We start from the raw sequence: 1265 nt of genomic DNA, 5'->3' as shown, positions 1-1265 counted from the left end.
GCAATAAAAACCCGCAAGAGCGGGCTGGTGTGTGGTGGTGCATCACCTACAGGTAGTGCGCTGGTCGTGCCACTTACCCTCAAACACATGCCGCACCTCATGCGTCACGCACTCCGGGTAGTAGTCGCGCAGTATCTCGATAGTGGATAGGCCGGTACCCGACCCGCGAGTAATAGCTGCCGTGCCGGAAGGCCAGTCGGGCGCTGGGGCGTCAACGATCTTGATCACGACCAGCGCCTCTTTGATCTTTGGCTTCGGCTGATCGTCGCAGCCGGCGAGCATCATCAGCATGGCGGCGCACAGTCCGGCCAGCGCAAAGGCGGTTAGCGCGGGAACCTTGCTGCTGCCTTTCATCTCCACACCCGCCACGGTGTCGATGGCGTGTGCTGAATCACGCCGGCAGGCCACTCTGCGGGCACCTCTGTCAGCATCAGGTTGAAATGCCAGCCCGGCAGCGGCTCCATCACTGGCTCTTCATCGGTGCCACCAGTGCGCTCGAACCATTGCCCGATGATGGAATGCTCCACTGTGATGTACTGCTCGCCCTCATGCTCGACAACAAAACCAAGCTCAGTGAGAGCCGCCCACATGCCCGCCTCGGTGTCTGTCTGTAGATAGCAAGGTGTCATGCCGTGATCCTCTGAAGCTCGGTATCGGAAAGGGCGCGGGGGATGTATTGGAGGGATTCGATGTGGCCGTTGATGCGGGCGCCCCCGTCAGACGCGCCGATTCGCAAGATGGTCGCCCCTGAAGGTATAGACCCACTGTTATCAATCAGTGGTGCAGCACCATTCAGCGATGCGGCAAAGGCGTTAGCTTTCACGGCTAGAGCAGACCTGTGATTAAGAGCAGCGGGGGGAGCAAATACCGCCTGATTAACACCTCCGACAACCACTACGAGCTGTTCAGAAGTGCCGACGAAATTTGATCTGTTCCATACACGGTTACCCGTGTCCCGCTCCAGTTCGTAGATCGCACTACTACCTAATTGGGTGCGAACAGCGCTAGCAAAAATTGAAAACTCGTCAGCCCTATACCAATCCGCCAGATTACTCACCACGCACTGATCCGCAGCCCGCGTTACCTGAGCTGTGGTTGTGGGGATGTGGGATGTTGGGAATGCGCCGAGTTCGAGTTGGGCGCTGGTCACGCTACCGGATACCGTCAGCGTCAGAGTGCCGGCAGTAGGGGTAAAAGTCAGCGATACACGGTTGCCTGCGCCTGTGCCAGTTAGCGTGCCAGTAGCAGCGCCGGACAGCGTGACA

At 58.7% G+C, this 1265-nt stretch carries 3 protein-coding genes; all 3 read right to left on the bottom strand.

What is annotated here, in order from left to right; genetic code table 11:
* Nucleotides 1-42: 42 nt before the first annotated feature.
* Nucleotides 43-354 (bottom strand): hypothetical protein, encoded by a 312-nt coding sequence (locus ACNFCJ_RS23985; RefSeq protein ID WP_416773880.1) that lies wholly within the window; start codon nt 352-354, stop codon nt 43-45.
* Nucleotides 351-629, bottom strand: coding sequence for a hypothetical protein (locus tag ACNFCJ_RS23980; RefSeq protein ID WP_416773879.1), 279 nt, complete (start codon nt 627-629; stop codon nt 351-353). The genes ACNFCJ_RS23985 and ACNFCJ_RS23980 overlap by 4 nt, the downstream gene beginning before the upstream one ends.
* The coding region (locus ACNFCJ_RS23975; RefSeq protein WP_416773878.1) for a hypothetical protein at nt 626-1265 on the bottom strand (640 nt) is incomplete at its 5' end. The genes ACNFCJ_RS23975 and ACNFCJ_RS23980, both read right to left, overlap by 4 nt.

It is taken from the genome of Pseudomonas sp. NY15364 (assembly GCF_048068235.1).
Classification (GTDB): Bacteria; Pseudomonadota; Gammaproteobacteria; order Pseudomonadales; family Pseudomonadaceae; genus Aquipseudomonas; species Aquipseudomonas mendocina_D.
The sequence above is the reverse complement of the archived record's forward strand: the minus strand, read 5'-3'. Positions and strand labels throughout refer to the sequence as shown.